Source organism: Janthinobacterium lividum, from assembly GCF_011601275.1.
In the GTDB taxonomy this organism is placed as follows: Bacteria; Pseudomonadota; Gammaproteobacteria; order Burkholderiales; family Burkholderiaceae_D; genus Janthinobacterium; species Janthinobacterium lividum_E.
Genome location: NZ_JAAOLY010000008.1, coordinates 1 through 16,497 on the forward strand (window position 1 = coordinate 1; position 16,497 = coordinate 16,497).

17 protein-coding genes are annotated in these 16,497 nt (G+C 60.0%); 13 read left to right on the top strand and 4 right to left on the bottom strand.

Features of this window, described 5'->3' with window-relative positions; translation table 11 throughout:
• The 3 genes from GYK42_RS13505 to GYK42_RS13515 form a co-directional block, all read right to left on the bottom strand.
• A partial coding sequence (locus GYK42_RS13505; protein ID WP_166447934.1) for a DUF3106 domain-containing protein occupies nt 1-584 on the bottom strand: 584 nt, incomplete at its 3' end.
• On the bottom strand, nt 585-989 hold the full coding sequence (locus GYK42_RS13510) for a DUF3619 family protein (protein ID WP_046683840.1): 405 nt from the start codon (nt 987-989) through the stop codon (nt 585-587).
• Nucleotides 986-1,555, bottom strand: coding sequence for an RNA polymerase sigma factor (locus tag GYK42_RS13515; RefSeq protein WP_034779551.1), 570 nt, complete (start codon nt 1,553-1,555; stop codon nt 986-988). The genes GYK42_RS13510 and GYK42_RS13515 overlap by 4 nt, the downstream gene beginning before the upstream one ends.
• A 496-nt stretch (nt 1,556-2,051) precedes the next feature.
• Here GYK42_RS13515 and GYK42_RS13520 point away from each other — a divergent pair, with 496 nt between their 5' ends.
• The 9 genes from GYK42_RS13520 to GYK42_RS13560 all read left to right on the top strand — a co-directional run bounded on the left by GYK42_RS13520 (nt 2,052) and on the right by GYK42_RS13560 (nt 11,804).
• A complete protein-coding gene (locus GYK42_RS13520; protein ID WP_082127698.1) occupies nt 2,052-3,803 on the top strand; it encodes an acetolactate synthase 3 catalytic subunit in 1,752 nt (583 codons plus the stop codon).
• 2 nt (nt 3,804-3,805) lie between these two features.
• Complete coding sequence (gene ilvN, locus GYK42_RS13525; protein WP_010399754.1) at nt 3,806-4,297, top strand: acetolactate synthase small subunit; 492 nt, start codon at nt 3,806-3,808, stop codon at nt 4,295-4,297.
• Nucleotides 4,298-4,372: 75 nt separating this feature from the next.
• On the top strand, nt 4,373-5,389 hold the full coding sequence (gene ilvC / locus GYK42_RS13530; RefSeq protein WP_034750044.1) for a ketol-acid reductoisomerase: 1,017 nt from the start codon (nt 4,373-4,375) through the stop codon (nt 5,387-5,389).
• 149 nt (nt 5,390-5,538) lie between these two features.
• The gene (locus tag GYK42_RS13535; RefSeq protein WP_166447935.1) at nt 5,539-5,949 is read left to right on the top strand and encodes a hypothetical protein; all 411 of its coding nucleotides are present in this window, start codon (nt 5,539-5,541) and stop codon (nt 5,947-5,949) included.
• 194 nt (nt 5,950-6,143) lie between these two features.
• Nucleotides 6,144-7,382, top strand: coding sequence for an MFS transporter (locus GYK42_RS13540; RefSeq protein ID WP_166447936.1), 1,239 nt, complete (start codon nt 6,144-6,146; stop codon nt 7,380-7,382).
• 205 nt (nt 7,383-7,587) lie between these two features.
• Nucleotides 7,588-8,343: an SIMPL domain-containing protein gene (locus GYK42_RS13545; RefSeq protein ID WP_166447937.1), complete on the top strand. Its 756-nt coding sequence runs from the start codon at nt 7,588-7,590 to the stop codon at nt 8,341-8,343.
• A gap of 100 nt (nt 8,344-8,443) precedes the next feature.
• The gene (locus tag GYK42_RS13550; protein ID WP_166447938.1) at nt 8,444-9,202 is read left to right on the top strand and encodes an SIMPL domain-containing protein; all 759 of its coding nucleotides are present in this window, start codon (nt 8,444-8,446) and stop codon (nt 9,200-9,202) included.
• Between the two features lie 157 nt (nt 9,203-9,359).
• Nucleotides 9,360-10,211, top strand: coding sequence for a CDP-diacylglycerol--serine O-phosphatidyltransferase (gene pssA / locus GYK42_RS13555; RefSeq protein WP_070288765.1), 852 nt, complete (start codon nt 9,360-9,362; stop codon nt 10,209-10,211).
• 48 nt (nt 10,212-10,259) lie between these two features.
• Nucleotides 10,260-11,804 (top strand): 2-isopropylmalate synthase, encoded by a 1,545-nt coding sequence (locus tag GYK42_RS13560; protein WP_166447939.1) that lies wholly within the window; start codon nt 10,260-10,262, stop codon nt 11,802-11,804.
• A gap of 75 nt (nt 11,805-11,879) precedes the next feature.
• Here GYK42_RS13560 and bamE read toward each other — a convergent pair whose 3' ends face one another.
• Complete coding sequence (gene bamE / locus GYK42_RS13565; protein ID WP_166447940.1) at nt 11,880-12,377, bottom strand: outer membrane protein assembly factor BamE domain-containing protein; 498 nt, start codon at nt 12,375-12,377, stop codon at nt 11,880-11,882.
• Nucleotides 12,378-12,562: 185 nt separating this feature from the next.
• On the opposite strand from bamE, the gene rpsO reads away from it, so the two are divergent.
• From rpsO to GYK42_RS13585, 4 genes are all read left to right on the top strand, one after another.
• Nucleotides 12,563-12,832 (top strand): 30S ribosomal protein S15, encoded by a 270-nt coding sequence (gene rpsO, locus GYK42_RS13570; RefSeq protein WP_010399743.1) that lies wholly within the window; start codon nt 12,563-12,565, stop codon nt 12,830-12,832.
• A 220-nt stretch (nt 12,833-13,052) separates the two neighbouring features.
• Nucleotides 13,053-15,170: a polyribonucleotide nucleotidyltransferase gene (gene pnp, locus GYK42_RS13575; RefSeq protein ID WP_166447941.1), complete on the top strand. Its 2,118-nt coding sequence runs from the start codon at nt 13,053-13,055 to the stop codon at nt 15,168-15,170.
• A 214-nt stretch (nt 15,171-15,384) separates the two neighbouring features.
• Nucleotides 15,385-16,077: a hypothetical protein gene (locus tag GYK42_RS13580; RefSeq protein WP_166447942.1), complete on the top strand. Its 693-nt coding sequence runs from the start codon at nt 15,385-15,387 to the stop codon at nt 16,075-16,077.
• Nucleotides 16,078-16,086: 9 nt separating this feature from the next.
• The gene (locus GYK42_RS13585; protein WP_166447943.1) at nt 16,087-16,383 is read left to right on the top strand and encodes a hypothetical protein; all 297 of its coding nucleotides are present in this window, start codon (nt 16,087-16,089) and stop codon (nt 16,381-16,383) included.
• Nucleotides 16,384-16,497 lie beyond the last annotated feature (114 nt).

A 16,497-nucleotide genomic window follows, 5' to 3' on the forward strand; every position in this document is an offset into this window, starting at 1 on the left:
GAGACAGTGTTGGAATTGATCGCGGGCACCTTGCCCAGCGGTTTTTTCGGCACGAGTTCCGTCGCCAGCTTTTTCTTTTGATCTTCCGGCAATTGCTGGTATTGCTCCCATTGCGCGGTTTTTTGACCCGGATCAATCTTCTTCGTGCGCGTATAGTTTTCGCGCACGAGGCGGCGTTGTTCCGGCGTCAGCTTGATCCATTCGCGCATGCGGTCATGTACGCGGGTTTGTTCGTCCGGCGTCATCGAAGCAAAACGGCTGGCGATATCGAGCCATTTCTGCTTGCGCAGCGGTTCCAGCTTGTTCCATTCGCCCGCCAGCGGCTGCAGGGCTTCCTGCTGCGCGCGCGACAGCTTGTTCCACGATGGATTCTCGCCAGCCTTCGGCGTGCCGCCCTTGCCTGCCGTGCGGGGCGAGCCGGGCTTGACGGCCGGGGCCGGCGCCACCACGGGCGCGGCCGCCACGGGAGGAGGGGGCGGCGCGGCATGTTGCTGCGCGCCTACCCAGGCGGCGCCCGCCAGGGCGCAAGCACCCAGGCCGATGCCGCCAGCCAGCCAGCCTTTGCGTACGCTCGTGCGTGCCATTTATTGCTCGCGTTTCGTCAGGTAGGCGTTGAAGCCATGGTCCATATAGGCGGAGAGCGGCAATTCGTCCGACAGCACGGCGGCGTCGATTTCTGCCAGTTCGGCAATATGTTGTTCCTGCTCAAACTGATAGATGCCCACCAGGCCGCCGACCAGCAGCAGCAGGGGGATGACGACGCTCATGCGGCCCAGCCACGACAGCGGTTCGACAAACAGGCTGCTGGCGATGCCGGCGAAGACGTCCTTGCGCACGGCGACGGCGGCGGGCGCGTCCGCCTTCTTGCGCGACAGGGCCAGCTTGCGTGCCGCTGCCAGGCGATCGGTGGCCGATGCGGGCAGGTCGTCGAGTTTTTCGTTCAGTGCATGGCGCACTTTATAAGCGAAATTGAGATCGTCGGTGTTCATAATTTAATTCCCTTGGCTTTCAGCGATTCGGCGAGCGTGTGGGTAGCTCTAGAGCAATGTGTTTTCACGCTACCTTCGGAGCAACCCATCGCTTCCGCTGTTTCAGCCACATCCATGTCCTGCCAATAACGCATGAGGAAGGCTTCGCGTTGACGTGAGGGCAGTTTTTGTACCTCTGCATCAATCAAATCAAGGATTTGCGCGCGTTCGACCTGGTCGGCCGACGATTCGGCGGCACTCGAGCCCTGTTCCGATTCATAAGTATCAAGTATATCAAAATCTTCATGCTCGTCGCCCGAGGGCTTCATGCCGGAAAATAGGCTGACCCAGGTGTTGCGAACTTTTTCGCGGCGGAAATAGTCGAGTATGGTGTTCTGCAAGATGCGCTGGAACAACATCGGCAGCTCGGCGGCCGGCTTGTCGCCGTATTTCTCGGCCAGCTTGATCATGGCGTCCTGCACGATGTCGAGTGCCGATTCTTCCTTGCGGACCGCGTAGGCGGCCTGCTTAAAAGCGCGCCGCTCGACATTTTCTAGAAAGTCGGATAATTCTTTGTCTGTTGCCATGCGGTATGGGGATCTTAGCGGCTGCGGGGTGCGGTGGGCGAAATGGGGGCGGGTATGCTTTTTGCAACCCCGTGCATGCTAGCAAAAAATGTGCGTTTCCGCAGGGTTTTTGCACGACGTGCGGGCGAAATGGCCTTTCGGCCGACATTTTCCTTGACCATAATGGTGCAACGCGATAACGTATGGGACGCTTTGAACACCCCAAAGCCCTATGGTCAGGTCGCGACCGGCACACAAGGCCATCCGCGGCAAGACGCGCTTTCATTTGTAGGCAGTTTGTTCTAACCCGCGCCACAAGCGCGAGCGGTTCGTACAGGCGCCACAGAAACTCCGGCCAAACGAGTTGCGTTAAGCGTTGTTTTGTAAGGTATCTATGGGTGCCCAAAGAAATGTCGTGACCGCATGAAAAGGGAAGCAGGAGCACTGTCGCGCACGGCGAACTTCGTCAGGAAAGAACATCCGATCAATCTCCAATGGACCTTGAAAGGAATGTTTCATGAATACCGAAGCAAAGGGACCTGCAACAGGTTCCACAACAGGACCGATCACGGGCGCAGAAATTGTCGTGCGCTGTCTGGCTGAAGAGGGCGTCGAGCACGTCTTTGGATATCCGGGCGGAGCCGTACTCTACATCTACGACGCCATCTTCCAGCAAAACAAATTCCAGCATATCCTGGTACGCCACGAGCAGGCCGCGATCCACGCCGCCGATGCCTATTCGCGCAGCTCGAACAAGGTCGGTGTCGCCATCGTCACGTCCGGTCCGGGCGTCACGAATGCCGTCACGGGCCTGTCGACCGCGTACATGGACTCGATTCCCATGGTCGTGATTTCCGGCCAGGTGCCGAGCCACGCCATCGGACAGGATGCGTTCCAGGAATGCGACACGGTCGGCATCACGCGCCCCGTCGTCAAGCACAACTTCCTCGTCAAGGACGTCAAGGACCTGGCAGCGACGATCAAGAAAGCCTTCTTCATCGCCCGTACCGGTCGTCCGGGACCCGTGCTGGTCGATATCCCCAAGGATATCAGCATGCACAAATGCAACTTCGACTATCCGAAGGAAGTCGAGATGCGTTCCTACCGTCCCGTCGACAAGGGCCACTCGGGCCAGATCCGCAAGGCCGTGCAGCTGTTGCTGCAAGCCGAACGCCCGATGATCTACACGGGCGGCGGCGTCATCCTCGCGCATGCGGCTCCCGAGCTGAACAAGCTGGTCGACCGCCTGGGTTTCCCTTGCACCAACACCTTGATGGGCCTGGGCGGCTACCGCGCCTCGAGCGAGCAGTATGTCGGCATGCCCGGCATGCACGGCACCTATGAAGCGAACATGGCGATGCAGAACTGCGACGTCCTGATCGCCATCGGCGCCCGTTTCGATGACCGCGTGATCGGCAACCCGAAACATTTCGCCTCGCATCCGCGCAAGATCATCCATGTGGATATCGATCCATCGTCGATTTCCAAGCGCGTCAAGGTCGATATTCCCATCGTCGGCAACGTCAAGGACGTGCTGATCGAGTTCCTCGCGCAACTCGACGCGGCCGAAGCCAAGCCGAACGTCAATGCCTTGAGCAACTGGTGGAAGCAGATCGCCGAATGGCGTGGCCGCGAATGCCTGAAATATCCGACCTCCGACCTGGTGATCAAGCCGCAATCGGTGGTGGAAAAGGTGTTCCAGATCACCAAGGGCGACGCCTTCATCACGTCCGACGTGGGTCAGCACCAGATGTGGGCGGCACAATATTATGGCTTCGACAAGCCGCGCCGCTGGATCAATTCGGGCGGCCTGGGCACCATGGGTGTCGGCTTGCCGTACGCCATGGGCGTGCAGATGGCCAATCCGGACGCCACCGTTGCCTGCATCACGGGCGAAGGCTCGATCCAGATGTGCATCCAGGAACTCGCCACGTGCAAGCAGTACCACCTGACGCCGAAGATCATCATGCTCAACAACCGTTTCCTCGGCATGGTGCGCCAGTGGCAGGAAATCGATTACGGTTCGCGCTATTCCGAGTCGTACATGGATTCGCTGCCCGACTTCGAGAAGCTGGCCGAAGCGTATGGCCACGTGGGCATGAAAATTGAAAAACCGGGCGACGTCGACGGCGCCCTGAAAGAGGCGTTTGGCATGAAAGACAGGCTGGTATTCATGAACTTCATTACCGACCAGTCCGAAAACGTGTGGCCAATGGTGAAAGCCGGCAAGGGCCTGTCCGAAATGATGCTCGGTTCGGAGGACCTCTAATCATGCGCCATATTATTTCTGTCTTGCTGGAAAACGAAGCGGGCGCCCTGTCGCGCGTGGTGGGCCTGTTCTCGGCACGCGGCTACAACATCGAAACATTGACGGTGGCGCCGACGGAAGACTCGACCCTGTCGCGCATGACCATCGTCACCAGCGGTTCGGACGACATCATCGAGCAGATCACCAAGCACTTGAATCGCCTCATCGAGGTAGTCAAGGTGGTGGACCTGACCGAAGGCCAGCATATCGAACGCGAGTTGATGCTGATCAAGGTTCGGGCCGTGGGCAAGGAACGCGAGGAAATGAAGCGCACCGCCGATATCTTCCGTGGCCGCATCATCGATGTCACCGAAAAGACGTACACGATCGAACTGACCGGTAACAAGGTCAAGCTCGACGCGTTCATCGATTCGATCGACCGCGCCGCCATTCTGGAAACCGTCCGCACGGGTGGTTCCGGCATCGGCCGCGGCGAACGCATCCTCAAGGTATAAAAATATAAGCAGCACTACGCGGCCCTGGCGCCGCATTTAAAACAACAACGCATCATCAAATATATAGGAAATACCATGAAAGTTTTTTACGACAAAGACGCTGACCTCTCCTTGATCAAAGGTAAAAACGTTGCCATCATCGGCTACGGTTCGCAAGGCCATGCACACGCGCAAAACCTGAACGATTCGGGCGTCAACGTCACCGTCGGCCTGCGCAAGGGCGGCGCTTCGTGGACCAAGGTTGAGCAAGCCGGCCTGAAAGTGGCGGAAGTCAACGACGCCGTGAAAGCGGCCGACGTCATCATGATCTTGCTGCCAGATGAAAACATCGCCCAGGTCTACAACGAAAACATCGCGCCGTTCGCCAAGCAAGGCGCCGTGCTGGCCTTCGCCCACGGCTTCAACGTGCATTATGGCCAAGTCGTGCCACGCGCCGACCTGGACGTGATCATGGTCGCGCCGAAAGCCCCGGGCCACACCGTGCGCGCCACCTACACCCAGGGTGGTGGCGTGCCCCACCTGATCGCCGTGTACCAGGACAAATCGGGCATTGCCCGCGATATCGCCCTGTCGTACGCCTCGGCCAACGGCGGCGGCCGTGCCGGCATCATCGAAACGAACTTCCGTGAAGAAACCGAAACGGACTTGTTCGGCGAACAGGCCGTGCTGTGCGGCGGTGCCGTGGAACTGATCAAGGCCGGCTTCGAAACCCTGACAGAAGCGGGCTACGCGCCTGAAATGGCGTACTTCGAATGCTTGCACGAACTGAAGCTGATCGTCGACCTGATCTATGAAGGCGGCATCGCCAACATGAACTACTCGATCTCGAACAACGCCGAATACGGCGAATATGTGACCGGTCCTAAAGTCGTGACCTCGGCCACCAAGGATGCAATGCGTCAATGCCTGAAAGACATTCAAACGGGCGAATACGCGAAGAGCTTCATCCTGGAAAACAAGGCTGGCGCACCGACCCTGATCTCGCGCCGCCGTTTGACGTCCGAGCACCAGATCGAAGAAGTGGGCGCGAAACTGCGCGCCATGATGCCTTGGATCGCCAAGAACAAGATGGTTGACCAGTCGAAGAACTAAGCAGTTGTAGTGCATCACAAGAAGCCGGCGCAAGCCGGCTTTTTTTATGCGCATCGTTTGGCAGGCAACATCCGTTACAATCAGGTCCATTCAACAATACCGTGCGCACCATGCTTGTTTTTTCTAAAGTTTTTGTCGGGAATCTTCATGTGGTCAAGCGCCCCTTCCTGGTGACCATCAGCTGCTGGTTCCTGGTCCTCGGCTCGCTGTCAGCGCTGGTGTCGTCCTACCTCGGTCGCAACGATCCCGCCATGCTGGCGGGAATGGGGTACAGCGTGATTCCCGCCGAGGTGCAATACGCGATTTTGATGTTTAGCATGGGCATTAACCTGGTGGCGGCGCTGGCCATGCTGCAAAGGCGGCGTGGCGCGCGCACCGTGTATCTGGCGTGGGGCGTGCTCGATATTGCGTTCTGTCTGGCGACCTTGCCGCTCAAGATGAACGTTTTGCCTGGCGCGCTCACGTTCGCCGTCATCTGCGCCTTCCTGTACAGTCCGAAATCGAATGCCTGGTTTTCGCCACGCAAGGCGGCCAATGATGCCTGCATGACGCCAGCTTGAGCACGGCTGCTTTCGTTCGCACGTTTTTCGCCCGCCTCCTGTCTTTTTATATTCCTATATAATCCCGCCCTTCCTTTGCAGTTTCATACTTGACTGCATCTGTTTCGGTATCTGCCGACCGCAACGCGCATCACCGCTTTCGTAGCACGCCAGGCGCTGGTTTACCAGCTGCTTGCGCAACCAGAAGGACCCCTATGACCGACCGCACTACCGCCACAGTACCCATGCCGGGCACTGCCGAATCTTCCATTTCCGAACGCCTTCCCGTCCTGGCCTTGCTGGCCCTGGCCATGACGGCGTTTCTCGCCCTCCTGTCGGAAACCTTGCCGGCAGGCTTGCTGCCGCAGATTGCCCGTGACCTGAATATTTCCGAAGTCATGACGGGCCAGCTGGTAACCGTCTACGCCATCGGCTCCATCCTGACGGCGATTCCCCTGACGGCGCTGACGAGCGGCTGGCGCCGGCGCAATGTCTTGCTGCTGGCCATCATCGGCTTTTTGATCTTCAATACGGCGACGGCCCTGTCGCCCAATTATATTGTCGCTCTGGCCTCGCGCTTCGTCACGGGCATGGCCGCCGGGCTGGCCTGGGGTTTGATGGCCGGCTATGCGCGCCGCATGGTGAGCGTGGAGCAGCAGGGCAGGGCGATGGCCATTGCCATGATCGGCACGCCGCTGGCCCTGTCCTTGGGCGTGCCGCTGGGCACCCTGATGGGCGGCGTGCTGGGCTGGCGCAGCATCTTCGGCATCATGTCGGGCCTGGCCGTGGTATTGGTCGCGTGGGTGCTGCTGGTCGTGCCCGATTATCCGGGGCAAAAGAATGGCGAGCGCCTGTCGATCCGCCAGGTATTCATGACGCCGGGCGTGCGGCCGATTCTGGCCGTCATCGTCGCCTGGATGCTGGCGCATAACATTCTGTATACCTACATCGCGCCATTCCTGGCGCCGTCCGGCTTGCGCCCCCGCGTCGACCTGGTGCTGCTCGTGTATGGCGTGGGCTCCCTGGCCGGCATCTGGCTGGTCAGCCAGCTGATCGACCGCTGGCTGCGCCCGTTGGTGCTGGGCTGCATCGCCGCCTTGGCCCTCGTGATGGTGGCGCTGGGGTTGGCGATGGACTCCCCCATCGTGATCTATGTCAGCATGGCCATCTGGGGCATCACCTTTGGCGGTGCCGGCACCTTGCTGCAGACGGCGTCGGCGGACGCGGCCGGTGACGGCATGGACGTGGCGCAAGCCATGGTGGCGACCATCTGGAACGTGGCCATCGCGGGTGGCGGCCTGGCGGGCGGCATGCTGCTCGACGGCTATGGCGCGACATCGTTCCCATGGGCCATGCTGGCCTTGCTGCTGGTGGCGTTGAGCATCGCCTGGTGCGCCCACCGCCACAGTTTCAAGCCGGGCCGGCGCAGCGGTGGCGCAGTCGTAGGCCACTAATAACATTGTTATTTATGATGACAGTGTATTGAAATGTGAGCAGATGTGACTGGCAAGCGCATTTTGTGACGATTTGTTAATTTGCGCCACGGGAATGAATGAGGCGTTAGAATCTACACAGTTTGACAAGTTTCTCAAGCGAAAGGGGTGACAAAACTGCCCCCTTCGCTGGCTGTCAGCCACATTAACTACCTAGGAGTACCCCATGACCGTGATGAAATCCGTCCTTGTTGCCGCCGCAGCCACCGTTGCCCTGAGCGCACAAGCTCAATCCCTGCCCACTTCCGGCACCCTGGTGGTCGTCCCCGCGTTTGGCGAAGTCAAGCATGTCAATGACCAGGTGGTCGCTACCCTGGCCGTCGAAGAACAGGACAAGGACAAAGCCGCGGCCGCGTCGCGTGTCAACCAGAAGATGAACAAGGGCATCGCCATCGTCAAGCAGGCCGATCCGTCGGCAGCGCTGAAATCGTATGGCTACTACACCTATCCCGTGTATCCGGAAGAGCGCCCATTGCCGGCTGGCGCCGTTGCCAAGCCGCGTTTGCCAACGGCCTGGCGTGTCGGTCAGTACCTGGAAGTGACGACGGCCAACCTGGCGTCCCTGCCCAAAACCGTGTCGGCGGCGCAAGGCGTGCTGACCCTGAACGGCTTGAATTTCGGCCTGAAGCCGGAAACCATCCGTTTGCTGGATGACCAGCGCATCGCCGCCACCTATAAAAACCTGAACGAGCGCGTGGCCGCCATCGCCAAGGCCATGGGCCGCAACGTTTCCGACGCCGTGCTCGATACGGTGGACTTCGAAGGTTCGGGCAATTACACCACGGAAAACCGTCCCGCCGCCGCACCGATGATGATGCGCAGCGCCAAGATGAGCGAAGACAGTACCGTCGCCGAACCGAGCTTTGAGCCGGGCGAAACGACGCTCGATATGCGTGTCGTCGGCAAGGTCAAGTTCAAGTAGGATTGTCAAAGTAGAAATATTTCCGCGTTAGACTGTTTTAAAAATCATGGGGCTGTTGGCCCCATGGTCGTTTTTGCCCCATATTTTCCAGGAGAACACCATGACCGTCATGAAATCACTGCTGGCTGCCGCCGCCGCTACCGTTGCCCTGGGCGCACAAGCCCAGGCCCTGCCCACCTCCGGCACCCTCGTGGTGGTGCCCGCCAACGGCGAAGTGGTGCATGCGAACGACCAGGTGACCGTCACCCTGGCCGTCGAAGAGCAGGACAAGGACAGGGCCGCCGCCGCCTCGCGCGTGAACCAGAAGATGAACCAGAGCGCGGCCATCGTCAAGAAAGCCGATCCGCAAGCCGTACTGAAGACCCAGGGTTACTACACGTATGCCGTGTACCCGGAAACGGCGCCATTGCCGCCGGGTGTCGCCGCCAAGCCCAGAGTGCCGACTGGCTGGCGAGTGGGCCAATATCTGCAGGTAACGACGACGAATCTGGCCGCCTTGCCGAAAACCGTGTCGGCTGCGCAAGGCGTGCTGACCCTGAACCGCCTGAACTTCGGCCTGGCGCCCGCCACCATCCGCAAGCTCGACGACCAGCGCATCGCCGCCGCCTACAAGAACCTCAACGAGCGCGTGGCCGCCATCGCCGGCGCCATGGGCCGCAATGTCAATGACGCCGTGATCGACACCATCGATTTTGAAGGCTCGGGCAACTATGCGCAGCGCGCCAACGTGGCCGGCGCGCGCGCCAGCATGAGCGCCGACTCCATGGGCTATGGCGGCAACCAGGTGGCCGAACCGAGCTTCGAGCCAGGCGAAACGACCCTGAACATGGGTCTGGTAGCCAAGGTCAAGTTCAAATAAGGCTTGAACAGGGATCAATATTGTCAGCTTGACGCCGCCGCGCTTTTCTTTGGCGGTGGCTCCTCTATAATGACAACATCGGCAGGCGCATGCCGTGACAGTCATGCGCCTGCCATCTGGCACCGATTCCCCCGCAGTACACAAGATATGGAACAACATGGCAAACTTCCCCCGTCGTAGAGGCAAGAACGGCACCCCCGCAGTCTCCAAAGCGTCCCGCTTCAGCAAATTCGTGCGCCAGCCGGTGACCGATGGCACTGGCAAGAAAACCTTGCGCCGCCGCGGCATCTATCTGTTGCCGAATGCCTTCACGACGGCAGCCCTGTTTTGCGGCTTCTACGCCATCGTCATGGCCATGAACCAGAAATTCGAACACGCGGCCTGGGCCATCTTCATCGCCATGATCCTCGATGGCCTCGATGGCCGCATCGCCCGCCTGACGAATACGCAGAGCGAATTCGGCGCCCAGTACGACAGCCTGTCCGACATGGTGTCGTTTGGCGCCGCGCCGGCGCTGGTGATCTACGAATGGTCGCTGCGCGGCATGGGCAAACTGGGCTGGCTGGCCGCCTTCGTGTATTGCGCCGGCGCCGCCTTGCGCCTGGCCCGCTTCAACACGAATATCGCCGTGGTCGACAAGCGCTTCTTCCAGGGCTTGCCCAGCCCGGCGGCGGCGGCCATGGTGGCCGGCTTCATCCTGCTCATGAACGACCTGGAATTTGCCGGCAACCAGCTGGCCTGGGTGTCGTGGACGATCGCCCTGTTTTCCGGCCTGACGATGGTCACCAACGTGCCGTTCTACAGCTTCAAGGATGTGAATTTCCGCAAGTCCGTGCCCTTCATCGTGGTATTCCTGCTGGCATTGTTCTTTGCGCTCATTTCCATCGATCCGCCGAAGGTGCTGTTCCCGATTTTCGTCGTGTATGGCCTGTCCGGCTACGCCGTGTTTTTCTGGCGCATGGCGAAGGGCAAGCCCGTCAGCATCATCCAGACCGACCCCGAGCATTAATGCGGCGAGTCGGTAGCGTCGCCAGTCTTCAGCCAGCCAGGAGCAGCCATGAACACCAGCAACCGACTCATCATTTTTGACACCACCTTGCGCGACGGCGAGCAATCGCCGGGCGCCTCCATGACGCGCGAGGAAAAGCTGCGCATCGCCAAGCAACTCGAACGCATGAAGGTCGACGTGATCGAGGCGGGCTTCGCCGCCGCCTCGCAGGGCGACTTCGAGTCGATACGGGCGATTGCCGGCGCCGTGCGCGAGTCCACCATCTGCTCGCTGTCGCGCGCCAACGACCGCGACATTGCCCGCGCCGCCGAAGCCTTGGCGCCTGCCGAGCGCAAGCGCATCCACACTTTCATCGCCACGTCGCCCCTGCACATGCAGATGAAGCTGCGCATGGCGCCCGAGCAAGTGCTGACGCAGGCGCAAAACGCCGTGCGCTTTGCGCGCCAGTTCACGGACGATATCGAATTCAGCCCCGAAGACGGCAGCCGCTCCGACGAAGATTTCCTGTGCCGCGTACTGGAGGGCGTGATCGCCGAAGGCGCCACCACCATCAATTTCCCCGACACGGTCGGCTACGCCGTGCCCGAAATCTTCGGCGCGACCATCAAGCGCTTGCGCGAACGCATCCCGAACTCCGATAAAGCCATCTGGTCCGTCCATTGCCATAACGACCTGGGCCTGGCTGTCGCCAATTCGCTGGCCGGCGTCATGATCGGTGGCGCGCGGCAGATCGAGTGTACTGTCAATGGCCTGGGCGAGCGGGCCGGCAACACGGCGCTGGAAGAAGTGGTGATGGCGCTGCGCACGCGCGCCGCCTACTACAATCTGACGGTGGGCATTGACACGACGCAGATCGTGGCCGCGTCAAAGATGGTGTCGCAGATCACGGGCTTTGCCGTGCAGCCGAACAAGGCCGTCGTCGGCGCGAACGCCTTTGCGCATGCGTCCGGCATCCACCAGGATGGCATTTTAAAGGCGCGCGAGACGTATGAAATCATGCGTGCCGAAGACGTGGGCTGGACGGCCAACAAGATCGTCCTGGGAAAACTGTCGGGGCGCAATGCCTTCAAGCAGCGGCTGCAGGAGCTGGGTATTTCTCTGGAATCCGAGGTGGAAGTCAACGCGGCCTTCCTGCGCTTCAAGGAATTGGCCGACCGGAAATCCGAGATTTTCGATGAAGACATCATGGCCCTCGTGAGCGAGGAGCAGCAGGCGCAGGAGAGTGAGCACTACCGTTTCATTTCTCTGATGCAGCAGTCGACGACGGGCGCCGTGCCCCATGCGCGCGTGGAGTTTCTCGTCGGCGGCGAACAGCGCAGCTGCGAAGGGCAGGGCGACGGCCCCGTCGACGCCACCGTCAACGCCATTGAAAGCGCGGCTGCCAGCGGCGCCGAGCTGGTCCTGTTCTCCGTCAATGCCATCAGCACGGGCACGCAGTCGCAGGGCGAAGTGACGATGCGATTGTCGCGCGACGGGCGCATCGTCAATGGCGTGGGCGCCGACCCGGACATCATCGTCGCGTCGGCCAAGGCGTATTTGTCTGCCTTGAACAAATTACACGCCAAGGACGAGCGTATCGACCCTCAGCCATAAGCCGGGGTCAGATCCGCCGGGTCTGACCCCAGAATTTGCATTTGGGGTGGTGCTAGTCTTAGTGCAAGACGCTCGTCACCAGAAAAACCGCCGCTCTTCCTTGTCCGGATCGGGCCCGTTCATCATCATGCGCACGATGCCGTCGTGGTCGAAGTGCACGTGCATCATGGAATCCCACACACCCGATTCCTTGTAGCGGTACGACCAGACGTAGAGCTTGGGCAGCGGCAGGTAGGATTTTTCCGTCGGGCGGCCCAAGGTGTGCAGCACGTCTTGCTGGGTCGACACGCCGACCTTGATGCGGGCAAAGCCCGGCGTGTCGAGCACTTGCTCGTAGGAAATTAACCTGTCGTCGGGGCCGAAGCGGGCCATATATGTGTACTGGCCGTACGGCCCCGTCGCGTATTCGAGTTCGGCGCCAGTGGGCAGCTGGTAGATATTGGTGGGCCGGCCCAGGCGCGCTTCCACGGCGGCGCGCGGCTCGCCCGGCTGTGGCGGCGGGACGTTCCAGCTGGCGCAGCCGGCCAGCGCGGCAAACAGCAGCGGTGTTGCTAATTTGAGCAGCTTTTTCATGTTTGACCTCCTGAAATGCAGGAAAATCCTATCATGCGCCGAGAAAAGGCCGCACGGCAGGATACAGGCGGGCGTTTTTCCGATATACTTGCGCGTCTGGTTGGAAGCATAGGCCAGTATTTTAATAATCGTAGTTCACGGTGGATAGGGTTCAGACTCTGTGCACCGCATGTGAAAGGTTTATCATGACAGTAGAAAACATCAACAAAGCCGCTATCATCGCGGACAACGCACGTGGTCAAAACGACACCGGCTCCCCTGAAGTGCAAGTTGCACTGCTGACAGCTCGCATCAACGAACTGAACGGCCACTTCAAAGCCCACTCGAAAGATCACCACTCCCGCCGCGGCCTGATCATGATGGTCAACCGTCGTAAGAGCCTGTTGTCCTACCTGAAGGCTAAAGACGCTACCCGTTATCGCGACCTGATCGCTAAACTTGGTCTGCGCAAGTAATTTTTGCCGTACAAGGTTTATACAGAAATGCCTGCGCCAGTTCGCTGACGCGGGCATTTTGTCATTTGAATTCCGGATTTTTGTCGAGAAGTACAGTATTCTCTACCGATATCATGTTTTAAAAGTAAAGTAGTAAAGGCGGCAACAGTGTTTCCGCCGCCTGTGGTGAGGTGAACGACAGCCCCTGAAAATCTGTCGGCAATTAGAAAAGGGATACCCCATGTTTAACAAAGTTACGAAAACCTTCCAGTACGGTCAACATCAAGTGACCCTGGAAACCGGCGAAATCGCACGTCAGGCATCCGGCGCAGTGCTGGTGTCGATCGAAGATACCGTCGTTCTGGCAACGGTGGTGGCACGCAAAGATGCCAAGCCAGGCCAGGATTTCTTCCCTTTGACGGTTGATTATGTCGAGAAAACCTATGCTGCCGGTAAAATCCCGGGCGGTTTTTTCAAGCGCGAAGGCCGTCCTTCCGAAAAAGAAACACTGACATCCCGCCTGATCGACCGTCCTATCCGTCCGCTGTTCCCGGAAGGCTACCTGAATGAAGTGCAAGTCATCATTCACGTACTGTCGGTCAACCCTGAAATCGATCCGGACATCGCCGCCATGATCGGCGCATCGGCTGCCCTGTGCGTATCGGGCGTGCCTTTCAACGGTCCTATCGGCGCCGCGCGCGTCGGTTACGCCAATGGCCAGTACATCCTGAACCCGACCGTCCAGCAACTGAAAACGTCGGAAATGGACCTGGTTGTCGCTGGTACCGAAACGGCCGTGCTGATGGTCGAATCGGAAGCGAAACAGCTGTCCGAAGAAATCATGCTGGGCGCTGTGGTCTTTGGGCACGACCAGATGAAAGTCGTCATCGACGCGATTCACGACCTGGTGCGTGACGGCGGCAAGCCGGAAGTGGAATGGGCGCCTGCGCCGAAAAACGAAGCACTGATCGCCCGCGTTGCGCATTTCGCCAACGCCAAGATCAATGACGCGTATCAAACCAAGGACAAGCAAGAGCGTACGGCCAAGCTGAAAGCGGCGACGTCGGAAGTGATCGCCGACCTGTCGGCTGAAGCGGCTGCTGCTGGCGGCGCGGCTATCGACAGCGCAGAAGTGAACAACATCCTGTTCGACATCGAAGCGAAAATCGTGCGTACGCAAATCCTGGACGGCGAGCCACGCATCGACGGCCGCGATACGCGCACCGTGCGTCCGATCTCGATCCGCACCAGCGTGCTGCCACGCACCCACGGTTCGGCCCTGTTCACGCGCGGCGAAACGCAAGCGCTGGTCGTGGCAACTTTGGGCACCGCCCGCGACAGCCAGAAGATCGATGCGCTGATGGGCGAGTTCACCGATTCGTTCATGCTGCATTACAACATGCCTCCGTTCGCCACCGGCGAAACGGGCCGTGTCGGTACGCCGAAACGCCGCGAAATCGGCCACGGCCGCCTGGCCAAGCGCGCGCTGATCGCAGCCCTGCCAGCAGCTGAAGAGTTCAGCTACTCGGTGCGTCTGGTATCGGAAATCACGGAATCGAACGGTTCCTCGTCGATGGCTTCCGTCTGCGGCGGCTGCCTGGCGCTGATGGATGCCGGCGTGCCGATGAAAGAACACGTGGCAGGTATCGCCATGGGCCTGATCAAGGAAGGCGGCAAGTTTGCCGTGCTGTCCGACATCCTGGGCGACGAAGATCACCTGGGCGACATGGACTTCAAGGTAGCCGGTACCCGCAACGGTATCACGGCGCTGCAGATGGACATCAAGATCATGGGCATCACCAAGGAAATCATGCAAGTGGCACTGGCGCAAGCCAAGGAAGGCCGCGAGCACATCCTGGGCGAGATGCAAAAAGCCATGCCGCACGTCAAAACCGAACTGTCCGATTTCGCACCGCGTCTGATCACCATCAAGATCAACCCGGAAAAAATCCGTGACGTGATCGGCAAGGGCGGCGCCGTGATTCGCGCGTTGACCGAAGAGACGGGCACCCAGATCGACATCAGCGACGAAGGCGTGGTCACCATCGCTTCCGTTGACGCTGCTGCCGGCCAGGAAGCCAAGCGCCGCATCGAAGAACTGACCGCTTCCGTCGAAGTGGGCAAGACCTACGAAGGCACCGTGCTGAAACTGCTGGACTTCGGCGCCATCGTGCAGGTCATGCCAGGCAAAGACGGCTTGCTGCACATCTCGCAGATCGCCAACGAGCGCGTCAACGCCGTGGCCGACTATCTGAAAGAAGGCCAGCTGGTGCGTGTAAAAGTTCTGGAAACGGACGACCGCGGCCGTTTGAAACTGTCGATGAAAGCTGCTGAAGGCAACGAAGCGCCAGCCGCTTAATTTCCTTCAGGTTCGCCTGAATGCGGCCTCGGCCGCATGATCAAAACCGCCAGCGCGCAAGCCCTGGCGGTTTTTTTTGCGCCGCGTTTGCGTTGCGTCGAAAGTGTGTGCCGACGTGTGCGCCGGCCTTGATCCAGCGCGTATCGGCCGCTGCCGCGCCTTGTAGATTCGAAAAGGGATCTTCCCCTGAACAAGTCTTCCAAGGAGATGCAGCATGCGCACATTCCGCGGGCTGGCCGCCGCCTTTTTGCTTGTCGTCGCACCGGCGTGGGCGCAGCTGGACAACGCGCCCACGCCGGTGCCGCTACCCATCCCCATCGCCGCCGCGTCCGCGGCCATGCCGGCGCAAGACCTCGACGCCTTGCGCGCCGTGCATGCGCGCGAAATCAATGACCTCAGCACTTTCAAGACGGCGGGCTTGCAGCGCGCAGCCATCGATCCCTATCTCGATAGTGGGCCAGGACAGCAATTCCTGCGCGAACTGCGCGCCGCCGATCCCGCTGCCCCGGCCGAGACGATTTATGCGCGGGCGGTAGAGCAGCTCGCTTCCGGCAGCACCTTGCCCGATTTGCAAGCCATGTCGGCCGGGCTGGTCAAAATCGTGCCGCATGGCCAGAACGTGTCGCCGTACTCGCCATATTTCACCACCAGCGCGCAATTGCAGCTGGCATCCAGCCGCTGCGCCACCCTGGCAGACTGTTTCGGTTTGCCCTTGAAGAGCGAGGCGCCGCTGTATGATGTGTATCAGATCATGCCCAAGGGCGCCGTCAACGTGTTCGTCAGCCAGGTGGCGCCGACGGAAGAGCTGGGCGGGCTGGTGCGGCGCAAGGGCGGGGCGCAACAATATCTATTACCCAATCGCAGCCTGTGGTCGGCCCCCGTGCTGATCGGCACGATCAAGAATTGAGGAGCGATGATGGATCAACAGAGCTTGCAAGCCCGTGCCGCCGAACTGGAACAAGTGCTGACCCGTCTGGCGCCCGCCGACGGGGAGGTGGCCGACCTCCGCAGCGCGCTCGAGCCGCTGCTGGCCCTGGCGGGCAGTGGGGGCTTGACCGCACCGCTGCCGTGGGGCGATATTCCTGGCGGGCGCTACTTTAATGAAGGCGGTCTGCGCCGCTATCCCGAGCTGGAGCAGGCATTTGCCCGCTTCCGCATCGAAGCGACGGGCGGCGACTCGCCGGCCCTGCGCAAGCTGCGCGGCGAGATATGATTAATATATGGTATCAATTGTTGTTTATGGGTAATTGACTGTCGGTATTGCTTGACGACAAAATCTTATTCCCCGACCATGGTGCATCCCTCCCGATTTCCTCTTTTTTATTGG